Annotated in this window: 1 protein-coding gene; it reads right to left on the reverse strand. The window is 64.4% G+C overall.

Going from position 1 to position 1,697, the window contains the following annotated elements; translation table 11 throughout:
* The coding region (locus KXR83_RS26760) for a (Fe-S)-binding protein (RefSeq protein ID WP_437427230.1) at positions 1 to 1,697 on the reverse strand (1,697 nt) is incomplete at both ends.

The following is a 1,697-nucleotide window of genomic DNA, read 5'->3' on the forward strand; positions in this document are numbered from 1 at the left end:
CTGACGGAGTCGAGGATCAGCTGAGCGACGTCGAGCACCTCGACCTTGTTCTCGAGCTCGGTGCCCGAGGTCTTCGCGGTCACGCCGTCGGTCAGCATCACGCGGCAGAACGGGCAGCCGGTGGCCACCTTCTCCGGTGAGGTGCCGAGTGCTTCATCGACCCGGTCGAGGTTGATGCGCTTGCCGATGGTCTCTTCCATCCACATCCGGGCACCACCGGCGCCACAGCACATCGACCGCTCGCCGTGACGCGGCATCTCGGTCAGGTTGGCGCCGGAAGCGTCCATCAGCTCACGCGGGGCGTCGTAGACCTTGTTGTGACGGCCCAGGAAGCAGGGGTCGTGGTAGGTGATGTCCTTGTTGACCGGGGCCACCGGGATGAGCCGCTTGTCGCGGACCAGCCGGTTGAGCAGCTGGGTGTGGTGGACCACCTCGTACTTACCGCCGACCTGCGGGTACTCGTTACCCAGGGTGTTGAAGCAGTGCGGGCAGGTCACAACGATCTTCTTGGCCTGCGCGGGAGCGGTACCGAACATCTCATCGAGGGTCTCGATGTTCTGCTGCGCCAGCATCTGGAACAGGAACTCGTTGCCTGCTCGGCGAGCGGAGTCACCGTTACACGTTTCGCCCTCACCCAGGACGAGGAAGTCCACGGCGGCGATGTCGAGCAGTTCGGCAACGGCCTTGGTGGTCTTCTTCGCACGGTCCTCGTAGGCGCCGGCGCAACCGACCCAGAACAGGTACTCAAAGCCTTCGAAGCTCTCGACATCCTGGCCGTACACCGGGATCTCGATGTCCATCTCRTCGATCCACTTGGTGCGGTCCTTGGAGTTCTGGCCCCACGGATTGCCCTTGTTCTCCAGGTTCTTGAACAGGCCSGCGAGCTCGGACGGGAAGTCCGACTCGATGAGCACCTGGTAGCGGCGCATGTCGATGATGTGGTCSACGTGCTCGATGTCGACCGGGCACTGTTCGACGCAGGCACCGCAGTTGGTGCAGCTCCACAGGGTCTCGGTGTCGATGACCGCGCCCGTGGTGCCTTCGCTCTCGCCGACCAGCTTGCGCTCGGCCTCGTTGCGGGCAGCCTCGGGGATCGCATCGAGCTTGTCCTGCAGCACGTTTCCGTCGGCGTCGACCAGRCCGATCTCGTCGCCGCTGATGTCTTTCTTACCGCCGGCGAGGAGGTAGGGCGCCTTGGCGTAACCGTGGTCRCGCAGTGAGGTGATGAGGAGCTTGGGGGAGAGCGGCTTGCCYGTGTTCCATGCCGGGCACTGGCTCTGGCAGCGACCACAYTCGGTACAGGTGGTGAAGTCGAGCCAGCCCTTCCAGGTGAAGTCCTCGATCTTGCCGGCACCGAATGCGTCCACGTCSGGGTCGGCGGTCTCCATGTCGAGGACCTTGCCGCCCGATGTCATCGGCCTGGCCGCGCCGAGCGCGACYCCGCCGTCGTCCTCACGCTTGAAGTAGATGTTGAAGAAGGCCGAGAAGCGGTGCCACGCCACGCCCCACGTGATGTTGCGGCCGATGACGGCGAGCCAGATCATGCCCGACATCAGCTTGATCAGCGCGAAGACCGAGACCATGGTCGGGCTGGCCGGGAGCAGCTTGGCGACCTGCATGGTGAAGAAGTCCGAGCCGGCATGTGCGTGGCCGTAGGTGGCGATCTTGCCGGCCTTCACCATGATCATGCCCAGGCC

Source organism: Williamsia muralis (assembly GCF_051487485.1).
GTDB lineage: Bacteria > Actinomycetota > Actinomycetes > Mycobacteriales > Mycobacteriaceae > Williamsia > Williamsia muralis_B.